Origin of the sequence: Planktosalinus lacus (genome assembly GCF_014640155.1) — a bacterium.
Lineage (GTDB): Bacteria > Bacteroidota > Bacteroidia > Flavobacteriales > Flavobacteriaceae > Planktosalinus > Planktosalinus lacus.
The window spans coordinates 427,604-451,729 of the sequence record NZ_BMGK01000001.1 but is presented as its reverse complement, the minus strand read 5'-3'; the positions used below and the strand labels follow the sequence as shown (position 1 = coordinate 451,729).

Sequence of the window (24,126 nt, the reverse complement as noted above, 5' to 3'; positions counted from 1 at the left end):
AAAAGCCGTCAAATAATGTTTGACGGCTTGATTTTGAATGTATTATATTTTTAATTTTCTACCTGAAAGAGTATTGGTAAGCTGTACATAACGTTTACTGCTTTTCCTCTTTGTTTTCCGGGAGTCATTTTTGGTAACTGACTGATCACATTTTTTGCTTCAGATTCAAGTCTCGGGTGTGGAGCTCGAGCCAATACCTCAACAACGTTTCCTTTGTTATCAATTTTAAATTGCACAGAAATTCGTTGTCTTCCAGAAAGCCCTAGGTCATTTGCCAACTCAGTGTTGAACTTTCTTGTTACAAATGATTGAATTTTTTCAGACATACAATCTTTTCGTTGCTGGTTATTTTTCATGTTTTCACAACCCGGATAGATTGGCACATTTTCAATTACAGCAAAAGGAACATCATCGATTTCTTCAACAGCTTCTTCAATTGTTTCTATCTCTACAATTTCTTCAAATTGGTCTGTTTCTGTAGATTCGATAATTGTTTCTTCTATCTCTTCTTCATCATCTACAACCTCAATAATTTCAGGTGCAGGTGGTGGTGGTGGCGGCGGTGGTGGTGGTGGAATAAATTCTGTGATTGGAATTTCTTCCTCATCTTCATCATCTAAATTTAATTGACCTATATCAACAAGTGATTTATCATAGGTTTTCCATTCAATAGCCTGCCAAGTAATAAAAAGCATAATAATCAATCCTATCTGGAAGAAAAATATGCTTCGTTTGCTTAAATCGGCTTTTGGATTTTTTTTAGGCTCCATAATTATCCTTAATTAATTGTTGCTAAAATATGTAAAATCTGTTTTATATTAAAGCTAAATACTATTTTTTAACTTTAATATTTTATTCTTACTGAGAATCACTACAAAACAACCGAAAAGAATACCGACTCCATTAGCGATAACATCATAATAATCAGCTTCCCGGACTGTTGTTACTGTGCCCTGAAGAACCTCAATAACTATACCATAACAAAAAACAATAACACAAAGGAATGTTGTTTTTTTAAAATAAAATATTTTATTTGATTTAAAAATCAAATAAAAGAACCAAACTATGAAGAGTAAAAAGTAGCTAAGGGCGTGAATTAATTTATCAGAAACTGCATAATCCAGCTTAGGCAATGAACCAGTGTTAACTAATGACCCATAGGCTATAAAACAAGTATATAAAAGTGCTGCTGTAAATAAGAGCTTAGGCGCCAATAAGCTTTTTATATGCTTCATTATCCATCAGGTTTTCAAGTTCTGAATGATCATTAATTTTTAGCTTAATCATCCAACCTTCACCATAAGGATCTGAATTTACTTTTTCTGGTTCAGATTCAAGTGATTCATTAAACTCAATGATCTGTCCTGATAAAGGCAAGAACAAGTCGGAAACTGTTTTTACAGCTTCCACTGTACCAAACACGTCTTCTATTTGCATTTTTTCATCTACTGTGTCTACTTCAACATAAACAATATCGCCCAACTCCTTTTGAGCAAAATCTGTAATGCCTATAGTTGCAATATCGCCATCAATTTTCACCCATTCGTGATCTTTGGTATACTTTAGGTTTACTGGAATATTCATTCTGTATTGTATTATTTAGTTTATATTTTAATTTCCAAAGTTATATCTTAATGTGATTCCTCCTCTAATAGTTGTTTGTGGAAAAGCGGTCGAAACAGCATATTCAGAATAAGTATGATCATAGTAAAACAAAGCAGTTAGGTTTTTACTAAGAGCATAATCTGCCGTAAATTGAATTCCATAAATAGTTTGTCCTGCTGTAACCTGGCTGTTTTCTACATCGAGATATCTGATAATTGTTTTGTTATCCCTAAGCGAAAGGTCTAATTTAAAGTTTAAATCACTTCTCAAAATTTGCTGTGTTCCTCCAAAGCTTGTTCCTATTCTCAAGTCTTTGATGCGGTAACCCAGACCAACTATATACTCCATTCCTTGAATTTCAGTTAGTAAGTTGTTGGCAAAACTTAATGAAAGCGCTCTGTCTTTCCGAATTTCTGTCAAAATCCGAACTGAATTTTGCATTTCAAAATCCAATTTGATCAACGGACTGAATTGTTCTAACAAGTTTACATTTGAAAGCAGTGTTTCATTTTTAAAGTTTCCACTTTGGTCAACTTGAGTAGGGTCATTTCTGTCATAATCAAGATTCGTTTCAAATTGGTTCACAGTATAATCAGCACGATAACCATGTTGAATAGAGAAACGCTTAAAGTTTTGTTTGAACCATCCCAATCGCATCAAACCTGTGTATCTCAACTCCCAATTAGGTATTGGTACATCTCTAAATATTCCCGTTTTTACACTTGAGGCATCGGTTCCGGAATAGGCTGAAATAAATGCCGGCAATAACACAGCTTGATTATTTTTGCCAAAGCCCACAGGATAGCCATCTTCTGCTACTGGGAAATCTGAAGTTCCATAAAATTCTTCTGCAAGTCTGTTTGCTACAAGTAATCTGTTATTCCTGAAATCCTGAAAAGTTTCAGAACTGTTTTCATCACTGGTTGCAAAGGCAGTTTTAATAAGTATGGTTGAAATATTAAAGTTTCCAAACGTGCGTGGTGCCAATGACCTGTACTGATCATTTCTCACAATATAGTTTTCAGCAAAAGATTCTGAATAAGTTCTGCTACCATTTAAGTCAATTTTGAAATCAGGAAACAATTCAATATTTGATTGATAGTCAAACTGCACATTTTCCACCTCAGTATATTGTTCATTAAACTCAGGGTAAATTGTGAGCCATCCTTTTCTTGCAGCCAAATCTCTGATTTCACCCTGACCACCAAAAGCAAATCCTGCCGAAGGTCTTAATGATCCCATAAATCCAACTGATGGTAAATAACCCGGCATATAAATACCGTTGTTTTCCTGATAATTAAACTGGAATCTTTTTACCGATGTAAGCAATCCAATTAAAGTGTTATATGTCTTATCGCCTCCACTTAAACGAGGTGCTCCGTCTTGTCCTCTTTGTCCAGCAGCACCACCTGCTCCACTTTCCCCATCTCTGTTTGAAAAGCCAACAGTTTGCTCACCGCTTTCATTTTCATCACCATTTGATTTTTCATCACCACCTCTTCCGCGATCTGCTCTAGATCCTGCTCCTCTGTCACCTGCACCACTTTCTTCTCCGGCCCCTTGTGATGATGCTCTAGTGGGTCTTCGCTTTGTCAAACCTATATAACGATACAGGTTGTTCATATCCAGAGTAGAATTAATACGATGTGTGTTTGAGTTTTGAATGGTATTTCCTAAATCAAAAACACCTGTAGTTCCATCTTCAAGCTCAAGCTCGATATTTCTAAATAAATCACTTCCCCTTTGCCATTGGTAATTCCCGGTATATGAATAAGTGGCTCTAATAAATCTTAAAAAAGGAATTTTATTAAACGGCAAATCATAATTTACCTGTAATGTTTGATAGTGTTGGTTAGGTTCTCCCACATCAAAAAGACCATCCCAAACACCTATTTCGTTATTTATAATTCCGTTTTCGTCTATATAATTTTTTACAATTCTATTGTTAGATGCATTAAAATTGAATCGCAATGAGTTAGTTAAATTATAATTCATCGCATATTGCCAGTCAAACAAAAAGTTCCTTTGATACAAGGTTGGTAATCCAATGTTTCCGGGCAGCAAGTTAATTTCCCTGAATTTTTGTTCGTTATATTGTCTTGTAATATTTGTGCTAGCAGAGATATTGGTAGGTAAATAATTAAAATTGAAGTCCTTTAAAAGTTGTAAATAACTACTTCTGAAAAGTGAGTCGTTTTTCTTAAATGGCTCAACTGGTTTTGGTGTAAAGCTATAATCATAAGTAGCACCTAACATCATATTTTGTTCGAGGGACTCTTCTATTTCAAAGCTATTATGGTCAACTTGATTGTAAGAATATGAAAGGGTGATATTTTCAACATCATAAGGTTGTGGCTTTTTATCGCCGGTTCTTTCTTTTCTTACTCCTATAAAGTTAATGCTTTGGCGCTTTGTGTAATCAACTGATTGATCCCTGATTTGATCCCGCTCTTCAGCGCTTTCGGCATTATCAATTCGTGCATCAAGTTCGATGTCCTGGAATTCCGGGTCATAAAGCGGTGTGATTAACTCTTCACCAATTGCATAATTAAATGGAACCTGGATTCCCCAATTTTGTGGTAATAGCTGACCTACATTTACATTGGTAACTACGTCATATTGTTGCACGTCTTCAAGGCTTCGCTCGTTAGGCCCTTGCTCAATCGAGCCAAAACCAACAGTCGTGCGTTTTCCAATTGCACTAACACTTGCAAAATCTGCAAGGTTTACATCCATGCTGGCTACAGCAGCCCAGCCGCCTTCATTATTCAGTTCAGTCAATCTAAGCTCGTTTACCCAAACCTCTCCGCAAATTTCTGCATCTGTAGCATTTTTAACTCCAATCATGATGGTTCTAACATTTCCATAACTGGGATTTCCTTTGATACCTATTCGCATATCATTTTCGGGGCCACCAAGACTTCCCTCCAACTCCGATTCATTAAAATAAACTATTTCACTTAAATCATAGGCTTCTGGATTTCCCAATACAATAGACTTTACTTCCTGAAGCAGTTTAAGAGGAAGATTCATTCGGTTCTCTACCGGCCATATTTCTTCGGGTGATGTTGCTCCAAAATTTGTAAGGTTTAGTGGAATCTCAACTTCATAAAAGTTTTGGTTTAAGTCATTCCCAAGTCGCATAAAAGCTACCAAATCACCATCGTTTAGCGCAATTTGATTTACAAGAGATTCTGCGTGAATAAACATCTCCAGGTTCTTGTACTGGCGCATGTCTATGTTGTAGTTCTTATAAACTGAACGCCCATCTTCCGGTTCCAAGCCACAAACTCTTAAAGCAAGTGACTGCTCATTTTGACGAATGTTTGAATTGTTATTGATCAACTCTTCCCGCTCAACTCCGGGAGGCAATACGTAAGGAATGGGCTGTCTTCCCGCATTTTCTTCTATGCTGACAGACTCTACTTCAAAAGTTGTGTTACTGTTAGCGGGTAACGTCCCGGCTGGATTTAAACTTTGCGTGTATCTTCTGTAATCTCCTCTTACAAGATCAAGTGTTCCAAACCTGAAAGTGATATCCTCCTCAAAATCAGTTAAAAACATTCTCATAAAACGAATGGATCTGAAATCAGTAATTCCATTTACAGCGCGGTCTGGACTACTAATCGGAATTTTAAATTGTACCCATCTCACTGATTGTGTTTCATTGTTTTGAAGGTTTACTTCTAGTTCTCTTACATCAGTAATGTAGGGGTTGTTGTCGACATTCATTCCCGGAAACAAATCAATTTCGTATTCAAAATAACTATTCACCGTGTTCATTGTGTTGTCTCGGTTGTAGTCTTCAACATCGGGAAGTGTAGTTGAACCTCTGTTTGTATCTGTGACCTCAACAGGAGAGTTCCCCTGTGTACCGTTGTAATTTTTATAACGTGTTACAATATCGCCTTCAGCCTGCAGAAAGTAAGTATAATTATCACCGGCTGGATCTGGCAGACCGCCAAATAATGGAAATAAAGAGGCTTCTTCTGCATCATTCGCTCCATCTAGTCCAATGTCCTGATTGGTTCGTTGTTGTCCTTGGGTATCAAAAGCATATACCAGTGACTGGTTGGTAGGCACTTTTCCGTAAACTGTTTCTCTTGTGCCTTCAGTTCCACCATCAGGGGGTAAGCCATTTTCATATTGCTTTCTTCCTGTTTTAAGAATGTCTTCAGAAATGCTTCCTAAATTAAAACGCAATTGACCACCGTTGTTAGTTGCATTTTCGTCATAAATAAACGGATCCAATACCCAAAATTGAATGTATTCAACATTCGATTTTTCAAAATCTGTTGTATTGAGCTCTCTCGTAATTCCGGCCCATCTTGAGGATGGGTTTGGCAGATCGTTTGTTCCGCCGGTTTCAGGGTTATAGTTGTAAGGACCTCTTTCGGAAGGAAAATAAGACAGGTCCAATGAAAATACCGCTTGTGTTTGGCCTTGAACGATGTCAGTATCAGGGAATATTTCATTTATAAAAAGACGTCTTGTTTTATAGGAAGACAGGTCGTCGTTTGAAATACCGTTAGGTCTTTGAGTGCTATAAAAAATTGGATCGATGGTGTACCAAGCTAATTTGGCCCTATTAAAATTATAGGCCGGATTATTGTTTTCTAATTCTCCTCCAAAATCAACAGGAGTGCTTGCTAAATGCCAAGATAAAGGGGCTTTAACATCCAACATTGTTTGTGAACCTTCAAAGTCATCAACATATACAGTGGTTTTTCCGTCAAAGTCTGCTACTTTGGGGGATCCCGGCATTAAGTATGCAAATTCTCCTCTTAGGGAAAGGTTTGACTCAACATCAGTATCAATATTTGGCAGCTTATTAACCAGTCTTGTTAAAAATGGAACTTTAGTTGAATAATTAGCGTTGAAACCAAAAATGGTGTTATTTATTGGTTCAGAGCTCAGGTTTGTTTTTTGGGTGAGTGGTCTCTCGTTTAAATTTAAATAAGTGGCTCCAATAAGGAAGTTTTCATTGAACTGGTGTTCCACATTCAACCCTGTGAATCGTTTGGTTTGTTGTCCAAAAACGGTGTTGTTTTCAGTCGTGATTTGGATTGGAGTGTTGGAATTTAAAAGTGCTTGATCTAAAATTTGCACTCTTCCCAGCTGATAGTTCACAGTGTAATCTACTCCTTCAGCCAATAATCTACCACCTGCGGTAACCGTGACAGAACCTTGTGGAATATTGAAGGCTCCAATAGAAATTCCATCTGCACCTGATGACTTATAAGTTCCTTTTAACTGAAATTTGTTTTTATCACTGTCCTCTTGTTCAGCAACTGTTTTGGTTGTTCGGTACAGTGATCGGAACACATATTTATTTTGATTGGCGTTGTATGTTGCAGGAACGTCATAATTTTCACTACTTCCAGACGTGCTTAATTCATCAAATAAATGCTCACCAAAAGGCTCCACAGTTGTAAAGATTACTCTTCCATTTTGAGTATCAACAGTCAATCCTGGTAAAAAGTCAAAAAATCCGTCACCACCTTGTTGTGGATCGTTATTATAATTCAATCGGTCTAGGTTAAAAACTTTTAGTAAAGTAGTTTGATCAACATCTTCAGGAAGTGGTGTAGCAGGAAACTCTGAGTTTCCTTCTGCGGCAGTAATATAGTTTAAAGGTGATGGATCTGTGTATAGTATATTCAATCTAAAATCCTCTTGCTCCAATTGAAATGCACCCAGACTGTAGATGTTTTTCATCATTAAATCCCAGATAGGTTGGTTCACATTTACAATGTTACTCTTGAGCATTTTAACCACGATATTTTGTGATTCCCCTGGTTGTGGAGCATTTGGGTCTGGATTTGGATCTGGGTTTGGATCACCAATATTTCCACCTTGTGTAGACTCAATGCCATCATTTGAAAATTCACCCACCTGATAAACGCGTCCATTTACTGTGTATTGATAAGCTACAGCAAGCACTTCGTCATTGCTAAGTCTTTGATTTAAAGATATATACCCCAATTGTCCGTTTAAGGTATATTCGTTAGGCATCAATCTTCTAGCGTTTTCCAAAGTTACGTAATCTCTTCCTTGGGAGACTTGAACACCTCCAAAACCGGATTCAACTGTTGAGACATTTCGTATATTTTGATTGAGTACAGATTGTGCACCGCCTTCAATGCCAAAGGGGTTGAAGTCGTTATTCCCATTGTCAGGATATGATCCAGGTGGGCGGTTTACAAAACCTCCCGGAGGAAAACTCAATCCTATATTTGAGGGATCTGATTCACCAATATCTTGAAGTGCAACGATATTTCTAACGTTATCAGTTGTGTTGGTTAGATTTGTTACCCATACTTCTATTCTGGAAATTTGCACATTGGAGTTGACAAAGGGGTATTGTTCAAGTGCATCATCATATTTATCTCTAAAATAATGACTTAGGAAAAAGTGACGGTCTTCATCATACTCGAGTGCAAAAACATCAAAGTCATTTACGGTTCCTCCTCCCTGAGCAACAACACTACGAGATTCAGACTTTTGCTCAGAAAACACACCGGTTACTCTTGTTTTACCAAATTGCAATTCGGTTTTAACTCCAAAAAGGCTTTGTGCTCCCTGAATTAATGAACTATTCAAAGGCATACTCACATTACCAACTTCGATGGTTTGAATAATTTGATCTTCGGTGGGAGTGTATTCAAGTTTAATCTGATTTTGAAAATCAAAGGTTGACTGGGTGTCATAATTGGCTGTGATCTGCAATCGTTCACCTACTTTACCCAATAAACTAAGGCTGATGCGTTGATCAAAATCAAAAGTAAGGTTACTTCTGTTTCGTGGTGAAAAGGAAGGGTTGTCCTGTTTTGTATAAAGCAAACCAAGATCCATTTCAACAGAACCTTGAGGGATTACTTCAATTACATTACCACCAAAAATGGTTTCAAACAAATTGGAATCTACATAAAAGCTCGGTAAGAGGTTTTTCTGTTCTTCCTCAGTTCCTTCTTTTCTTCCGTCTGCAGCATCGATTTTGGATTTAAAATAGCTTTTCATTTCTTCTTCCAATATCAGGTCTTGATATTCTTCCTGTGTCAGAACCATCGGGTAAGAAATTGAAAAGCTTCCCAACATTTGATTGTAAATGTACATACCCGAAACAGGGTCATATGTATACAGATCTATTATGCTTGGTGGATTAGGCAAATCCATTTGCCCCATCGAAAAGCCGGTTTTAAGTGTGTCTTGTTCTGTTTGATTGTTCTCTTCAGGATCTGGAACTTGAGCAGTAGCTGCGATGCTCAATAGGAAAAAGCTTATTAAAAATATACTGGTGAAGACCTGAAATTTCTTGTTAGAATAGTTTTTTGTGCCCAATTTTTTACAAGTTTTTTAACGCTAATTTTATTATTGTCTCTACAGTGGCTTCAGGGTTTTCTCTTAACACTTTATCACAGGCTTTTTCAGCCTGTTTTCTCAAAAACCCCAACGTTTCCAATGCAGATAACGCTTCATCTTTATTGGTATTGCTTGATTGACTTAAAACATCATCCAAAGCATATACTTTTATAATTTTGTCTTTCAAATCTAAAATAACTCTTTGTGCTGTTTTTGCCCCAATCCCTTTAATTGACTGAATGGTAGCAACATCATTAAGAGCTATTGCTTCTTTTATCTGGTTAGGGGTTAAAGAAGAAAGCATTGTTCTTGCTGTTCCCGCTCCTACACCCGAAACAGATATTAAAAGCCTGAATATTTCACGCTCAAATTGCTCAACAAATCCATAGAGTGTATGGGCATCTTCTTTTACCAAAAGATGGGTGTACAATTTAACATTTTCAGTTTGGGGAAGGGTCGAAAATGTGTGCAATGAAATATGTATTTGATAGCCTACTCCTCCACAGTCAATCACAACACCCGTTGGGCTTTTCTCAACCATCCGTCCATTAATGTGTGCTATCATTTGTTAACTTAGTGTTAAACGTCAAATATAGTATTTTTATTATCAATCCCTTTTTAAAAAAAGACAAATCTTTCTATTTGAAACACTAACGTTTCTTTCGTTTTAACTTTTGGCTGTTTGCTCTTTTTTCCTTTTGCTGGGCATCAATAATTGCTACAGCGGCCATATTTACAATTTCCTCAACACTGGCACCCAATTGAAGTATATGAACCGGTTTTTTCATTCCCAACATTATTGGCCCTATTGATTCAGCATTGTTCAATTCTTTTAAAAGCTTATAGTTACTATTTGCAGAATCTAAACTTGGAAATATCAATGCATTTACCTTCTTTCCTGCCAATTTTGAAAATGGAAAATTCTTTTTATGCAATTCCATATTGAGCGCAAAATCCATTTGAACTTCTCCATCTACTATCAAATCGGGACTTGTTCTATGCAGGAGTGAAACGGCTTCTTTGACTTTTCTAGCTTTTTCGTGTTTTGAAGAACCAAAATTAGCATAAGAAACCATAGCCATAACCGGTGTCATACCAAACATTTTCATCGTGAATGCAGTCATTTGAGCTATTTTGGCAAGTTCTTTTGCAGTGGGGTCAATATTGATGGAAGTGTCAGACAAAAACATCGGGCCTCTTTTGGTGACCATCAAGTTTGTGGCTGCTACTTTATCTACGCCTTCAATTTTCCCTATTACTTCCAGCATAGGTTTTAAAACTGAGGGGTAAGAGCGTGAATAACCTGTTATAAGAGCATCTGCATCACCGGCATTAACCATCATAGCTGCAAAATAGTTGCGCTCTCGCAACCATTTTTTGGCCTCATAAAGTGTCACTCCACTGCGCCTTCTAGCTTCCCAATATTTAGTTGCATAATGATTTCTCCGTGTGTCTTCTTCGTCTGCTTTTGGGTCAATAATTTCGATAGGTGCATCAAAATCTATTTCATTCATCAATTCTAAAATGACTTCTTTTCTACCTAAAAGTATGGGTATTCCAATTTTTTCATCATATATAATCTGAGCAGCTTTTAACACATCCAGATGATCTGCTTCTGCAAAGACAACACGTTTGGGATCTGTTTTGGCCCTGTTAACAAGTAAACGCACAATCTTGTTATCGGCACCCATACGTTCATAAAGTTCGTCTTCATATTTGATCCAGTCAACAATGGGTTCTTTCGCAACCCCAGATTCCATAGCTGCTCTTGCCACAGCAGGTGGTACTTTTGCTATCAGGCGGGGGTCAAATGGTTTTGGAATGATGTAATCTCTTCCAAAATTCAGTTTTGTTTCGCCATAAGCAATATTAACTTGTTCAGGAACAGGTTCTTTGGCTAATTCGGCGAGGGCCAAAACTGCAGCCTTTTTCATTTCCTCATTAATCTTTGTTGCTCGCACATCTAGTGCTCCCCTGAAAATATAAGGAAATCCAAGTACGTTATTAACCTGATTGGGATGGTCTGACCTTCCTGTAGCCATGATAATGTCGTCTCTGGTTTTTATGGCAAGGTCATAATCAATTTCAGGATTGGGGTTTGCCATCGCAAAAACTATGGGGTTTTTGCTCATGGATTTCAACATAGCAGGAGTTACGATATCCTGAACAGAGAGCCCAACAAATACATCGGCTTTTTTAAGAGCTTCTTCGAGAGTGTTTATTTTTTTTGAAGTGGCAAACTCTGCTTTTTCGGGACTCAAATTGGGGTGGTCTTTTCTTATCACACCTTTGCTGTCTAGCATTACTATATTTTCAGCTTTTGCCCCAAATGCTTTATACAAACGGGTACAAGAAATAGCAGCTGCCCCCGCTCCGCTGATAACTATTTTTACTTTGTGAATTTTTTTATTTGCCAGTTCCAAAGCGTTGATAAGCGCAGCTGCTGAAATAATTGCGGTGCCGTGCTGGTCATCATGCATCACTGGAATGTCAAGCTCCTCTTTAAGGCGCCTTTCAATTTCAAATGCTTCAGGAGCTTTGATATCTTCAAGGTTGATACCCCCAAAAGTGGGTGCTATATTTTTAACCGTTTCAATAAAAGCATCAATATTTTCAGTATCTACTTCAATATCAAAAACATCAATATCAGCAAATATTTTAAACAACAAGCCTTTCCCTTCCATCACCGGCTTGGATGCTTCAGGACCAATATTCCCTAACCCTAGAACTGCTGTTCCATTTGAAATAACTGCAACAAGGTTTCCTTTGGTGGTATATTTATAAACGTTATTTTTGTCTTTTGCAATTTCCAGACAAGGTTCGGCAACTCCCGGGGAGTATGCCAATGACAAGTCTCTCTGAGATGCATATTTTTTTGTTGGTACAACCTGTATCTTCCCCGGCTTTGGTTTTGCGTGATATACTAAAGCTTCTCTTCTTCTGCTTTCTTTGCTCATAAGGTTTTGTAGTTAGTATGACAAGCAAAGGTAAGTTTATCCACGAAATCTGAAAAATTTAATTGTTAATCTTTATGAGTGATAAATAGATGAGGAATTATGAGCTTCTTATAAATTTTATATTTCTTTTTAATCCATCAAATTTGGTGCGCTTTACAGCTGAATTTTTAAATAGTTTTTTAAATACTTCTTCGGTGATTTCGTTCCAATCATTTTTAGTCATTGCTAATAACTCAGGTTTAGGATTGAATAAGGGTTCCTGATGCGGTGTAGAAAACCGATTCCAGGGGCACACATCCTGACAGACATCGCAGCCAAACATCCAATCCTCAAATTTTCCTTTAAACTCATTTGGAATAGCATCTTTTAACTCAATGGTAAAATAAGAAATGCATTTACTGCCGTCTACCACATAGGGTTCAACAATTGCTTGTGTGGGACAAGCATCAATGCATGCGGTACACGAGCCACAATGATCTGTAACTGGTGTATCATAATTTAGCTCAAGGTCAATAATGAGTTCTGCAATGAAGTAAAAGGACCCGGCTTTTTTAGATAGCAAGTTGCTGTGTTTGCCTATCCATCCCAAGCCGCTTTTTGCTGCCCACGCTTTGTCCAACACAGGAGCAGAATCTACAAACGCCCTTCCTCCCACTTCTCCAATTTCTTGATTAATAAATTGTAACAAAGATTTTAGTTTATCTTTAATTACAAAGTGATAGTCCATACCATAAGCATATTTTGAAATTTTATAGCTATCCTGATTTTGCACTTTGTCAGGAAAATAATTGAGCAATAATGAAACAACACTTTTTGCTCCCGGAACCAGTATTGTTGGGTCCAGGCGTTTGTCAAAATAGTTTTCCATATAGTGCATTGTACCGTGCCTGTTTTTTTTCAGCCACTGCTCTAAGCGGGGTGCTTCCTCTTCTAAAAATTCGGCTTTACTGATTCCGCAGGATAAAAACCCTAAACGTTTGGCTTCCATTTTTATAAGTGAAGTATGGGTTTCTTTCACGTTCATTTAAAAAATTCTAAATACAATTAATTAAATTTTTTGGTATTGTTTAAACCCTGATAAAGTAAATCTTAGGAAACTGATTTAAAATAAACCACCTTGAGCAGGGCCTTTAAGTTTTCCAAGATGTTTGTAGGCTGCTTCAGTAACTTCACGTCCGCGGGGTGTTCTCACAATAAATCCCTGCTGAATTAAAAAAGGTTCATACACTTCTTCGATGGTTTCAGCACTTTCGCTCACTGCGGTTGCCAAGGTAGTAATCCCAACAGGGCCTCCTTTAAATTTATCGATGATGGTGGTGAGAATTTTGTTGTCCATTTCATCCAAACCGAACTGATCAACATTTAATGCTTCCAGGGCATATTTTGCGATTTTTATATCAATAGCTCCATTACCTTTTATTTGTGCAAAATCTCTCACCCTTCGCAAAAGTGCATTGGCAATACGTGGTGTACCACGGCTTCTGCCTGCAATTTCAATAGCTGCTTCCATTCCAATCTTAACTTTTAGAATTTCGGCGCTTCGCTGAACAATTGTCGTTAAAAGTTCTGTATTGTAATACTGTAATCTAGAGGCAATTCCAAAACGAGCACGCATAGGTGCTGTTAAAAGTCCAGATCGTGTTGTGGCTCCAATGAGGGTAAAGGGGTTTAAATTGATTTGAACTGTACGGGCATTGGGTCCTGTTTCAATCATAATATCTATTTTATAGTCTTCCATTGCAGAATAGAGGTATTCTTCAACTATGGGACTTAATCTGTGAATCTCATCAATAAATAAGACGTCACGTTCTTCAAGGTTAGTAAGTAAGCCTGCTAAATCACCCGGTTTGTCCAAGACTGGTCCTGAAGTGATTTTGATACCCACTTCAAGTTCATTTGCAAGGATATGTGCAAGGGTAGTTTTTCCTAGACCCGGTGGACCATGAAACAAGGTGTGGTCAAGAGCTTCATCTCTTAAATTTGCAGCTTGCACAAATATTTTAAGGTTCTCAATCACCTGTTCCTGACCGGTAAAATCACTAAAGCTTAACGGACGTAGTTTACGTTCAATGTCCATTTCTTCAGGAGAGAAATTTTCTCCCGTTGGGTCTAAGTTTTCATTCATAAAAACAAAGATAGGGAAAAATGAAGCGACTCTTATTTGGTTCAAAAAGAAAAAACCCTTTGAATTCACAAAGGGCTTTTCATATTTATAAAAGAGTCATTTTAATGGTTTAATTCTTCCTCACCTTCCTGAAGTGGAACGTTTTGTGGAACAAAATCCTGTCCTGCTATGACATAATCATCACCTTCTTTGTTTAGTTTACTATAGTCATAAGACCAACGATAAACGTGTGGAATCGCTCCCGGCCAGTTTCCATGAAGGTGTTTTACTGGTGTTGTCCATTCCAAAGTATTGGATTTCCAGGGGTTTTGTGGCGCTTTCTTTCCATAAAATATGGAGCTAATAAAATTATAGAGGAACACCAACTGCACGGCTGCTGTGATGATAGCAAAAATGGTGATTACCACATTTATGTTTGCGAGGTCATCAAAATAAGGGAATGCTGTATTTGTGTAATATCTTCTGGGGAGTCCTGCCATTCCAATAAAGTGCATTGGGAAAAATATTCCATAGGCACCAATAACAGTCACCCAAAAATGAACATAACCAAGGTTCTTGTTCATCATCCTGCCAAACATTTTAGGAAACCAATGATACACTCCTGCAAAAAGACCATACAACGCTGAAATACCCATCACAAGGTGGAAGTGGGCTACCACAAAGTAGGTGTCGTGGACATTGATATCAAGTGCACTGTCTCCCAAAATAATACCTGTCAAACCTCCGGAAATAAAAGTAGAAACCAATCCGATGGAAAATAACATAGCGGGATTAAACTGAAGATTTCCTTTCCAGAGAGTTGTGATATAGTTAAATGCTTTTACAGCGGAAGGTATCGCAATCAATAATGTTGTAAAGGTAAATACTGAGCCCAAGAATGGATTCATACCGGAAACAAACATATGGTGACCCCAAACAATTGTTGATAAGAACGCAATTGCAAGAATTGAAGCAACCATAGCACGGTAACCAAAGATTGGTTTTCGTGAATTTGTTGCAATAATTTCAGAGGTAATTCCTAATGCCGGTAGAATAACGATATAAACTTCAGGGTGTCCTAGAAACCAGAATAAGTGTTCAAAGAGTACAGGCGAACCTCCCTGGTTGTGTAATACTTCGCCGGCAATATAAATATCAGATAGGAAAAATGATGTTCCAAAGCTTCTGTCCATTATAAGCATTAAAGCTGCAGAAAAAAGCACCGGAAACGAAACCACTCCAATAATTGCAGTAACGAAGAACGCCCATATCGTTAGTGGTAAACGCGTCATTGACATACCTTTTGTTCGCAAGTTGATTACAGTAACAATATAATTTAGCGACCCCAGTAATGAGGAAGCAATGAATATTGCCATAGACACTAACCAAAGTGTCATCCCGGCACCTGAACCCGGCATCGCTTGTGGCAATGCGCTAAGTGGCGGATAAATTGTCCAACCGGCTGCTGCAGGTCCTGCTTCTACAAATAAAGACATCAACATGATAATGCTCGATAAGAAAAACAGCCAATAAGAAATCATATTCAAAAATCCTGAGGCCATATCCCTTGCCCCAATCTGAAGCGGAATCAAAAGGTTACTAAAGGTACCACTCAAACCTGCAGTGAGAACAAAGAAAACCATGATGGTTCCATGGATTGTAACCAAGGCCAGGTAAACATTGGGATCCATTATGCCTTCTGCTCCCCATTTTCCAAGGAAAATTTCGTAAACTGTAAACTGCTTATCTGGCCAGGCCAGTTGCATTCTAAACAAAATTGACATTGCAATACCAATAATTCCCATAAACAATCCTGTAAGCAGATATTGCTTTGAAATCATTTTATGATCTATACTAAATATATATTTAGTAATGAAGGTGTCTTTATGATGATGATGCCCGTGATCTTCGTGGTGATCTGCTGTATTGTTGTGTGCTTCTGTTGACATATCTGATGTTTCTTAATCTTAAATTTTACTGATTGAGTGTTTGCTCCATGGTTTTTTGTTCTGCTAACCAGGCATCAAACTCTTCTTGAGTTTCAACAATAATTTTCATTTGCATATTGTAGTGAGATGCTCCGCAAATTTTATTACATAGCAGCAAATAATCAAACTCATATGGCAATAGTGTTTCTTCACCTAATGCTTCCAACTCGACATTTTTTTCATTTCTCAATGCATTGATGTTTTCGACTTTTTCGATTACTTCAGGATCTTTACGCATTTCTTCTGTAGTAATTGAAGGTGTAAATGCAAATTGAGTAATCATTCCGGGAACGGTGTTCATCTGTGCTCTAAAGTGGGGCATATATGCAGAGTGTAACACATCTTGTGAGCGCATTTTAAATAAAACTTTTCTGCCTACCGGTAAATGCAGCTCACGTGTTGCGATATCATCCATTGCATCAGGATCTGAAGCGTCAACACCAATGGTGTTTACTCCCTCAATAAAGCGAACATTTGCTTCTCCCAAAATATTATCTTCACCAGCATAACGGGCTTCCCAAGTAAACTGCTTTGCATAGAGTTCAATGATAAGGGGATCATCATCTTCACTAACATTCATTATGTCTGTCCAGGTAAACAATCCATAGATAATTAAGCCTGCTAAGACAATAACCGGAATGATTGTCCAGATAAATTCTAACTTATCATTATCGGCAAAGAAAACAGCTCTTTGACCTTGTCTTCCTCTGTATTTAAATGCAAAATAGTGTAATAAAAATTGTGTTATTACCAGCACCAACATAATGATAGCCATTGAAATTAACATTAACTGGTCGATGTCTTTTCCATGTTCAGAAGCTGCATCAGGAAGGAGAACATCACTCCACTCCCAGAATCCATAGATTAAGAACACGTAGAAAAACACCATAAACCAGACCATTAACTTTCCCTGAAAGTTATTGTCTTTATCATTCGCTATCTGAGAATTATCTTGTTTTCCAACTTTTGACAATTGGAATATTTTATTCATTTGCCAAATCGCTACAGCAAAAAGTACTAATACGGCTAAAACTAAAAATACTGTCATTTTTATATTGGTTCTTTACAGTTCTTAATTAATAATGAAAATGTTTGCTCTCCTCAATAAACGGACTTCCTTTTGCCAGAAGGGGTGCTTTTGCAAGTGTAGAAAACACCACATAAATAAAGAGTCCAAAAAAGAACAATAAAGCACTAATTTCAGGAATGCCAATAAACCATGACTCCCCAACTGTTGCAGGCATAACCATAACAAAAACATCGATGTAGTGTCCTACAAGGATGACAATTCCGGTTCCTATAACTAGCCAGTTAACACGTTTAAAGTCACTATTCATTAATAATAAAAGTGGAAAAACAAAATTCAGGACCAGCATGCCAAAGAACAAGAGGTTGTAGTCTTCAATTCTCGAAACAAAATAGGTAACCTCTTCAGGTATATTGGCATACCATATCAGCATAAACTGTGAAAACCACAGATAGGTCCAGAAAATACTGAATCCAAACATAAATTTAGCTAAATCGTGGATATGGCTATTGTTTAAATGTTCTAAATACCCTTGAGATTTCAGGTAAACAGCAACCATGGCGATCACAGTAATTGCAGAAACAATCATCCCCGAGAAAACATACCAACCAAACAATGTACTAAACCAGTGAGGATCAAATCCCATAATCCAGTCCCAGGACATCATTGATTCTGTTACAATAAAAAACACAAGGAACCCGGCAGAAAGTTTAAAATTCTTTTTAAACCAATGCATTCCACCCTCTTCATCTTGCTTCAATGAATATTTTCTTGATAAGTAACGGTATGCATTCCATCCCAGCAAATAAATCGCTGCTCTAATTAAAAAAGAGGTTTCATTTAGCCAAGCTGATTTATTAGCAACCAAGGCATCATATTTTTCACTTGCAGGATCAAACAATTCAGCGTTCATCCAATGGAAAATGTGGTTAACATGCATTGCCGAAAGCACTAAAAGTAAAAACATAATGATTGAACCGGGAACAAGATAACCGGTAATCCCTTCCATAACCCTGAAGAGTACCGGAGACCAACCGGCTTGAGACACATGTTGTATCGCATAAAACGCTAATGCACCCAAAGCAATCATAAAGAAGAAAAATGCTGCAACATATACGGCAGACCAAGGTCTGTTTTGTAATTGATGGTATACATGTTCAACGTGTTCATCATCGTGTTGAGCTGTTTCACTATCAGCAGTTGCTCCGTGATCATCATGGTGAGCCAACATTTCTTTTACTTCCTCTTGTGAACCAGGAGCATTTACAAAACCGGCAACCATACCTAAGGCACCAATGACCATAAATACAATTGCAAAAAGTTTAAGTTTATTAGGTAGCGTGTACATATCTTTAACTATCTCTTTAAATCTACTGTTAGTCTTCTATTTGTTCACTTTCTGAAGTAGATTCCGCAGATGCGTTTTCCGTTTCAGAAATGGTTGCTAATTTAGGATTTCCTTCCAGTTCAGCCTTTAGGTTTTGAACGTGCATGGTTATTTGCCAGCGTTCTTCAGGTGTTGTTTGAGCTGTATATGAACCCATCGCATTGAGTCCATACATCTGAACGTGGTAGATACTTCCTTCAGTAATGACTCTTCCCGGGTCGGCATAGCTGGGTATTCCCAAAAACTTTTCGCGTTGAGCAAGAATTCCTTTTCCGTCACCTTTATCTCCGTGACAAACAGCACAAAAATATCCATACAGTTCTTTTCCAGCAGCAAGGTTTTCTTCAGTTACAGGAAGAGGATTTTTTAAATTTTCTCTTGCGTCTGTAAGCCCCTCAAGGGAGTCTTCATATTCATAAACACTATGTCCTCTAGGTATAGTGCCCTCAACAGGAAGTTTTGCTGACTGGTTATTCACAAATAGTTCCCCTTCACTATATGCCTCATAAGCCGCAGACTCATACATACTAGGCATAAACTGATAGTTTGGGCTCTTGCTGTCTGAACAAGATGTCAAGCTTAAAACGATTAGAAATACGAATATATAAGCGCTATTTTTCATTGGAATTATTCTTGCTTATCTATTAAATTAACTTCAATTGCACCGGTATTTTGAAGGAACTTGGAAAGCTCTTCAACACTATGGTTTTCAACATCAATTTCCATAAGGAAGTGATCATCTGTTGTTCTTACATCCGGATTTTCTGCTTTTTTAAATGGCCATAGCTTACTTCTCATATAAAAAGTAATTACCATTAAGTGAGCTGCAAAAAACACGGTCAACTCAAACATTACCGGAACAAAAGCCGGCATGTTTTGAATATAACTAAAGCTGGGTTTTCCCCCAATATCCTGAGGCCAGTCCTCAATCATAATATAATTCATCATCACAATAGAAACTGCCAATCCTATAATCCCATAAATAAATGAAGTTATGGCAAGTCTCGTTGGTGCCAGACCCATTGCTTTGTCCAGACCGTGAACCGGAAATGGTGTATAGATTTCTCCTATGTGATAATGTGCCTTTCTAGCATCCTTTACGGCTTGCATTAAAACATCATCGTCTGTATATATTGCATGAATAACTTTTGATGCCATGGCTATTCTTTGTTTTTATTTTTAGTATTATCTTTTACTATAACAACTGAATGATCTACATCATCTCCATGTTCAGCCCTTAATTTTTTGTATGTTGCCCCGGAAGATTTCAATATCGATTTTACTTCTGCCTGAGCTATTACAGGGAAACTTCGTGCATATAATAAAAACAACACAAAGAAGAACCCTAAGGTACCAATAAAGATTCCTATATCAACAAATGTGGGTGAAAACATGGTCCAGGATGAGGGCAAATAATCTCTGTGAAGCGAGGTCACGATAATTACAAAACGCTCAAACCACATCCCTATGTTTACCACAATGGAGATGATAAATGAGAACATAATGCTTCTCCTCAATTTTGGAAACCACATTACCTGTGGTGATATTACGTTACAAAACATCATTGACCAGTATGCCCACCAGTAAGGACCGGTTGCTCTATTCAGAAACGCATATTGCTCATACTCCACTCCTGAATACCAAGCTATAAACAACTCTGTTATATATGCAACACCCACAATAGAACCCGTAATCATAATAACGATGTTCATCAGTTCTATATGCTGGATGGTAATATAGTCTTCTAAATTTGATACTTTTCTCATGATAATGAGCAAGGTATTTACCATCGCAAAACCTGAGAATACCGCTCCTGCAACAAAGTATGGCGGGAAAATAGTGGTGTGCCATCCCGGTATTACCGAAGTAGCAAAGTCAAAGGATACAATGGTGTGAACAGAAAGTACAAGAGGTGTTGCCAAACCGGCTAAGACCAATGATACTTCTTCAAATCGCTGCCAGTCTTTTGCCCTTCCGCTCCAACCAAAGGAAACGATACTATATATTCTTTTTGTAAATGGTGTTATAGCTCGGTCTCTTATCATAGCAAAATCGGGAAGCAATCCTGTCCACCAGAATACGAGCGAAACCGAAAGATATGTTGAAATTGCAAATACGTCCCATAGCAAAGGTGAATTAAAGTTCACCCATAGTGAACCAAACTGGTTTGGAATTGGAACCACCCAATAACCCAACCAAGGGCGTCCCATGTGAATGAGTGGGAAAAGACCTGCTTGCATCACAGAGAAAATTGTCATTGCCTCAGCAGAACGGTTAATGGCCATTCTCCATTTTTGCCTGAATAACAAGAGAACAGCTGAGATAAGTGTACCGGCGTGACCAATACCTACCCACCAAACAAAGTTTGTAATATCCCAGGCCCATCCAACAGTTTTATTCAATCCCCATACGCCAATTCCGGTTGCTATGGTATATACTATACAGCCCACCCCCCAAAGGAACGCGACTAAGGCAATAGAAAAAACTATCCACCAAGATTTATTAGCTCTACCTTCAACAGGTGCGGCTACATCAACAGTTACATCGTGATAGGTTTTTTCTCCTAAAACTAATGGCCTTCTTATAGGTGCTTCGTAATGAGACATATCCTTTTTTAAATGTTTCTAATTATACTTCTTCTGTATTTCTTACTTTCACTTGATACATTACATTTGGTTTGGTTCCCAAATACTCAATCAAGTGATACTTACGTTTATCTTTTAATTTGGTGACAATCTCAGCATTTTCATCATTGATATCGCCAAAAACCATTGCACCTTTATCACAAGCTGCTGAACAGGCAGTATGAAATTCACCATCTGTAATCTGTCTTCCGTCACGCTTGGCATCAAGGATTGTTTTTTGTGTTTTTTGTATACAAAATGAACACTTTTCCATTACACCACGTGAGCGCACGGTCACATCAGGATTGATAACCATTCTACCCAGGTCATTGTTCATGTGGTAATCAAACTCATCATTTTGGCTGTACAAGAACCAGTTAAAACGACGCACTTTGTAAGGACAGTTGTTAGCACAGTATCTTGTTCCCACACAACGGTTATAGGCCATCTGATTTTGACCCTGACGTCCATGTGATGTTGCTGCCACAGGACACACTGTTTCACAGGGAGCGTGGTTACAGTGTTGACACATTACAGGCTGGAATGCTACCTGAGGGTTTTCTGAAGGATTTTCAAGTTCCCCAAACTGACTCAGAGATTCTCCTAAACCGGAAATTGCATTTTTCTTATCGGCATCAGAAAGTATACTTTCTTCTGATGAATAATATCTGTCAATTCGCAGCCAGTGCATATCTCTACTTCTTCTAATTTCAGTTTTTCCAACAACCGGAACGTTGTTTTCGGCGTGACATGCTATAACACAGGCACCACAACCGGTACACGCGTTTAAATCTATAGACAGATTGAAGTGATGACCGATAGAACGATCAAAACTTTCCCATAAATCTACATCAGGTGAATCTACAGGTGTGTTGACATGATTTAAAGAAACTTTGGGCTTAGGGTTCCACTCCTTGTAATCCACAGTGTTAAAAACCTCAAGTGTGGTTTCTCTAATGATGTCTCTACCCATCATAGTGTTGTGCAACTGTACACTAGCAAATTCGTGTTCGCCAGTTGCTTTTTCAAGTGAAACGCGTTGAACTCCTTTAAAGTTATGATAAAGAGTGTAGGCATTTACGCCCACTTGCATTTCATTTTGAATATTGTGAGTTTTACCGAAACCAAATGCTAGACCCACAGTACCTTTAGCCTGGCCGGGTTGAATTAAAACCGGAACACGTTCAAGCGTTGTGCCATTTGTGGTTATATTAACATAGCTTCCATTCAAACCTCCATTGGCAACGTGTTTGTTTACAAGTCCTAATGCTTCTGCATCTGAAGCTGAAACAGTAAGGTAATTATCCCAGGAAGTTCTTGTTATTGGGTCGGGCATTTCATGCAGCCATGGGTTATTTGCATTTTGCCCGTCACCCATATTAGTTTTTGTATAGAATATCAAGTCAAACTCACCTTCAGCATTCATTGGATTTACAAATGCGCCATTTGATTCAGAAGCCTCCATCGTTCCTGAAACAACTTCAGTCTCAGGCATCAGGCTGGCAGTGCTTTCAAACACACCATCGTGCAGCGCTTGATTCCAGTTAGTTCCATCGAGTATGGGTTCTATACTTTCTTTAATGTAGTCGTAATAGCTTTGTTCTTTTCCAAGAATTGCAAGTAAGGTTTCCTGAAATTGTTGGGTGTTGAATAAAGGCTTGATGGTGGGTTGCGAAAGTGCAAAGTGGCCTTTCTTTATTTGAATATCGCCCCAGGATTCAAGATAGTGTGGAATGGCAGCAACTAATTGTGCTTCAGAAGCAGTTGCATCTTCACGCATAGCAAATGCAAGGGTAAAGTCTAAATTTTTGTATGCTTCAGAAAACTCTTCACTCTTGGGTAAAGAATATAAAGGATCTACACCCATTGTGATAAGTCCTTTTATTGCTCCGGATTTTACACCTTGAACAACATTTAGTACTTCCTGATTGTTTCCTTGTCTGATTAGTCTTGGTCGTTCTGTATCAAATAAAGTGCTTCCAAGTGACTCATTCAAATCAAGCGTCATTGATTGAGCTTCAACATCCATCAGTCCACAAACAACCACAGCTTTTGAACCAGCTTTTTGAAGTTGTCTTTTTGCGTTAGAAACTGCATCCTGAATATGCTGTGGTAAATCAGCATTTTTTCCGGCCAATGCCTTCAATACTTCTTTTTGTTGTGCAGGCGTTACAGGCACTCGTTTATCAGCATTTGCACCGGAAAGTGTCATTAGAGACTCAAATTGAATGTGTCGAGACATTTTTCCGTTTTTAGGAATGCGTCCTTTGGCATATCCTGCATCATAGCCTCCACCTTGCCAATCTCCCAGAAAGTCAGCACCAACTGAAACGATTACTTCAGCTTGTGAAAAATCAAAATCAGCCAATCCTCTAACACCATATTTCATTTGAAAAGCATCAAGAGCTTCAGAAGATGAAACTGTATCATAAACAACATGACGAATGTTTGAATATTTCTCTGTAAATTCTTTAATAAGTTTACTGGTAGAAGGGCTTGCAAAAGTTTGAGTTAACAAAACCACTTCGCTTCCGTTTGCAGCTAGGTTGTCTAGTCTGGAAGCAACCAGCGGGTTGAAATAATCCCAGTCTACTTGTTCTCCTTCAGCTAGCGGACCTTGAAGCCTGTTTTTATCATAAAGTGACAAAACAGATGCCTGGACTCTTGCATTCGCACCACCTTTGGTGTTGGCGAGTGTATTGTTTTCAATTTTGATGGGTCTTCCTTCTCTAGTTTTAACCAATACAGATGCAAAATCAAAACCATCTGCAATTGTGGTTGCATAGAAATTTGCAAGTCCGGGCACAATTTCATCCGGATGGATAACGTAAGGAATGGACTTAACGACAGGTCCTTCACACGCTGCCAATGATGCAGCTGCCGTGGTAAACCCGACATATTTTAAAAAGTCACGACGAGTGGTTGTTGAAGTTTCCAGTGCTTCCTTGTTACCAAGGAATTCGTCAGTTGGAATTTCCTCAACAAACTCATTTTGCTTTAGCGTCTCAACAATTGAGCTATTTTCGTTTAGCTCTTCAACACTTTTCCAGTATTTCTTGCTTGATGCCATAT

At 38.0% G+C, this 24,126-nt stretch carries 15 protein-coding genes; all 15 read right to left on the bottom strand.

Going from position 1 to position 24,126, the window contains the following annotated elements:
* Window positions 1–50: 50 nt before the first annotated feature.
* Complete coding sequence (locus IEV69_RS02035) at window positions 51–770, bottom strand: energy transducer TonB (protein WP_188438938.1); 720 nt, start codon at window positions 768–770, stop codon at window positions 51–53.
* Between the two features lie 54 nt (window positions 771–824).
* Entirely contained in the window at window positions 825–1,235 is a 411-nt protein-coding gene (locus IEV69_RS02030) for a VanZ family protein (protein WP_188438936.1), read from the bottom strand.
* Window positions 1,204–1,584, bottom strand: a complete 381-nt coding sequence (gene gcvH / locus IEV69_RS02025) for a glycine cleavage system protein GcvH (RefSeq protein ID WP_188438935.1) — start codon at window positions 1,582–1,584, stop codon at window positions 1,204–1,206. The genes IEV69_RS02030 and gcvH overlap by 32 nt, the downstream gene beginning before the upstream one ends.
* Before the next feature lie 27 nt (window positions 1,585–1,611).
* Window positions 1,612–8,946, bottom strand: a complete 7,335-nt coding sequence (sov, locus tag IEV69_RS02020) for a T9SS outer membrane translocon Sov/SprA (protein WP_373283637.1) — start codon at window positions 8,944–8,946, stop codon at window positions 1,612–1,614.
* A 4-nt stretch (window positions 8,947–8,950) separates the two neighbouring features.
* Window positions 8,951–9,532, bottom strand: a complete 582-nt coding sequence (gene ruvA, locus IEV69_RS02015) for a Holliday junction branch migration protein RuvA (protein WP_188438933.1) — start codon at window positions 9,530–9,532, stop codon at window positions 8,951–8,953.
* Between the two features lie 85 nt (window positions 9,533–9,617).
* Window positions 9,618–11,924, bottom strand: a complete 2,307-nt coding sequence (locus tag IEV69_RS02010; protein ID WP_188438931.1) for an NADP-dependent malic enzyme — start codon at window positions 11,922–11,924, stop codon at window positions 9,618–9,620.
* 97 nt (window positions 11,925–12,021) lie between these two features.
* Complete coding sequence (queG, locus tag IEV69_RS02005; protein WP_188438929.1) at window positions 12,022–12,948, bottom strand: tRNA epoxyqueuosine(34) reductase QueG; 927 nt, start codon at window positions 12,946–12,948, stop codon at window positions 12,022–12,024.
* 78 nt (window positions 12,949–13,026) lie between these two features.
* Window positions 13,027–14,049 carry a Holliday junction branch migration DNA helicase RuvB gene (gene ruvB, locus IEV69_RS02000; protein WP_188438928.1) on the bottom strand — a complete coding sequence of 341 codons (1,023 nt, stop codon included), beginning with the start codon at window positions 14,047–14,049 and terminating at the stop codon, window positions 13,027–13,029.
* A 101-nt stretch (window positions 14,050–14,150) separates the two neighbouring features.
* The gene (locus tag IEV69_RS01995) at window positions 14,151–15,977 is read right to left on the bottom strand and encodes a cytochrome c oxidase subunit I (RefSeq protein ID WP_188438925.1); all 1,827 of its coding nucleotides are present in this window, start codon (window positions 15,975–15,977) and stop codon (window positions 14,151–14,153) included.
* Between the two features lie 25 nt (window positions 15,978–16,002).
* On the bottom strand, window positions 16,003–17,064 hold the full coding sequence (locus IEV69_RS01990) for a cytochrome c oxidase subunit II (protein WP_188438923.1): 1,062 nt from the start codon (window positions 17,062–17,064) through the stop codon (window positions 16,003–16,005).
* 28 nt (window positions 17,065–17,092) lie between these two features.
* Window positions 17,093–18,391, bottom strand: a complete 1,299-nt coding sequence (locus tag IEV69_RS01985; RefSeq protein WP_188438921.1) for a quinol:cytochrome C oxidoreductase — start codon at window positions 18,389–18,391, stop codon at window positions 17,093–17,095.
* A 28-nt stretch (window positions 18,392–18,419) separates the two neighbouring features.
* Complete coding sequence (locus IEV69_RS01980) at window positions 18,420–18,965, bottom strand: c-type cytochrome (protein ID WP_229741265.1); 546 nt, start codon at window positions 18,963–18,965, stop codon at window positions 18,420–18,422.
* A 92-nt stretch (window positions 18,966–19,057) separates the two neighbouring features.
* A complete protein-coding gene (locus IEV69_RS01975) occupies window positions 19,058–19,588 on the bottom strand; it encodes a DUF3341 domain-containing protein (protein ID WP_188438917.1) in 531 nt (176 codons plus the stop codon).
* A 2-nt stretch (window positions 19,589–19,590) separates the two neighbouring features.
* Window positions 19,591–21,036: an NrfD/PsrC family molybdoenzyme membrane anchor subunit gene (gene nrfD / locus IEV69_RS01970; RefSeq protein ID WP_188438915.1), complete on the bottom strand. Its 1,446-nt coding sequence runs from the start codon at window positions 21,034–21,036 to the stop codon at window positions 19,591–19,593.
* 22 nt (window positions 21,037–21,058) lie between these two features.
* Complete coding sequence (locus tag IEV69_RS01965; protein ID WP_188438914.1) at window positions 21,059–24,124, bottom strand: TAT-variant-translocated molybdopterin oxidoreductase; 3,066 nt, start codon at window positions 24,122–24,124, stop codon at window positions 21,059–21,061.
* Between the last annotated feature and the right edge of the window lie 2 nt (window positions 24,125–24,126).

Bases quoted from the DNA above. Each gene is read 5' to 3' on its own strand.
- IEV69_RS01990 (WP_188438923.1), bottom strand. From the start codon at position 17,064: ATGACAGTATTTTTAGTTTTAGCCGTATTAGTACTTTTTGCTGTAGCG.
- nrfD (WP_188438915.1), bottom strand. From the start codon at position 21,036: ATGTCTCATTACGAAGCACCTATAAGAAGGCCATTAGTTTTAGGAGAA.
- IEV69_RS01995 (WP_188438925.1), bottom strand. From the start codon at position 15,977: ATGTCAACAGAAGCACACAACAATACAGCAGATCACCACGAAGATCAC.
- IEV69_RS01965 (WP_188438914.1), bottom strand. From the start codon at position 24,124: ATGGCATCAAGCAAGAAATACTGGAAAAGTGTTGAAGAGCTAAACGAA.
- queG (WP_188438929.1), bottom strand. From the start codon at position 12,948: ATGAACGTGAAAGAAACCCATACTTCACTTATAAAAATGGAAGCCAAA.
- IEV69_RS01980 (WP_229741265.1), bottom strand. From the start codon at position 18,965: ATGCCTAGTATGTATGAGTCTGCGGCTTATGAGGCATATAGTGAAGGG.
- IEV69_RS01985 (WP_188438921.1), bottom strand. From the start codon at position 18,391: ATGTACACGCTACCTAATAAACTTAAACTTTTTGCAATTGTATTTATG.
- IEV69_RS02035 (WP_188438938.1), bottom strand. From the start codon at position 770: ATGGAGCCTAAAAAAAATCCAAAAGCCGATTTAAGCAAACGAAGCATA.
- ruvA (WP_188438933.1), bottom strand. From the start codon at position 9,532: ATGATAGCACACATTAATGGACGGATGGTTGAGAAAAGCCCAACGGGT.
- ruvB (WP_188438928.1), bottom strand. From the start codon at position 14,049: ATGAATGAAAACTTAGACCCAACGGGAGAAAATTTCTCTCCTGAAGAA.
- IEV69_RS01975 (WP_188438917.1), bottom strand. From the start codon at position 19,588: ATGGCATCAAAAGTTATTCATGCAATATATACAGACGATGATGTTTTA.
- gcvH (WP_188438935.1), bottom strand. From the start codon at position 1,584: ATGAATATTCCAGTAAACCTAAAGTATACCAAAGATCACGAATGGGTG.
- IEV69_RS02010 (WP_188438931.1), bottom strand. From the start codon at position 11,924: ATGAGCAAAGAAAGCAGAAGAAGAGAAGCTTTAGTATATCACGCAAAA.
- IEV69_RS02030 (WP_188438936.1), bottom strand. From the start codon at position 1,235: ATGAAGCATATAAAAAGCTTATTGGCGCCTAAGCTCTTATTTACAGCA.